The organism is Streptomyces tricolor (assembly GCF_002155905.1).
Taxonomy (GTDB): Bacteria; Actinomycetota; Actinomycetes; order Streptomycetales; family Streptomycetaceae; genus Streptomyces; species Streptomyces tricolor.
On record NZ_MUMF01000932.1, the window covers coordinates 1 to 619 of the forward strand.

General features: G+C 73.0%; 1 protein-coding gene. It reads left to right on the top strand.

Annotated features, from left to right (window positions below):
- Positions 1 to 47: 47 nt before the first annotated feature.
- Positions 48 to 611: an NADAR family protein gene (locus CCN44_RS41610; RefSeq protein ID WP_059252877.1), complete on the top strand. Its 564-nt coding sequence runs from the start codon at positions 48 to 50 to the stop codon at positions 609 to 611.
- Positions 612 to 619: the final 8 nt, after the last annotated feature.

Consider the following 619-nt stretch of genomic DNA (forward strand, 5'->3'; position numbering starts at 1 on the left):
GGAAAAGGGCGGACGGAGTGTCCGTGGTGCGTGCCACACTCGCGTGCATGGGGAAGATCGACGGGGTGGACGCCCTGATCAGGGAGGTCCGGGCGGGGTCCCGGATCAGGTATCTGCACTTCTGGGGGCACCGACCGCGGCCGGACGGGCGGATCGGCGCGAGCTGTCTGAGCCAGTGGTGGCCGGCACCGTTCGTGGTGGACGGGGTGGAGTACGCGACGGCCGAGCACTGGATGATGGCGGGCAAGGCCCGGCTCTTCGGGGACGCGGAGGCGGAGCGCCGGGTGCTGGCCGCGGAGCATCCGGCCGCGGCGAAGAAGGCGGGGCGGCTGGTGCGGGGCTTCGACGAGGAGACCTGGGAGCGCGAGCGCTTCGGGCTGGTGGTCGAGGGCAGCGTGCACAAGTTCGCGGCCCACGACGACCTCGGCCTGTTCCTGCTGAACACCGGGGACCGCGTGCTGGTGGAGGCGAGCCCCCTGGACCGGATATGGGGCATCGGCCTGGCGGCGGACGACGAGGCGGCCTTCGACCCCGAACGCTGGCGGGGACAGAACCTGCTGGGCTTCGCCCTGATGGAGGCCCGGGAGCGGCTGGCGGGGGCGGGGGCGTAGCCCTGCGG

What these genes read in the sequence shown, in the direction of transcription:
- CCN44_RS41610 (WP_059252877.1), top strand. Translation starts at nt 48, where the DNA reads ATGGGGAAGATCGACGGGGTGGACGCCCTGATCAGGGAGGTCCGGGCG.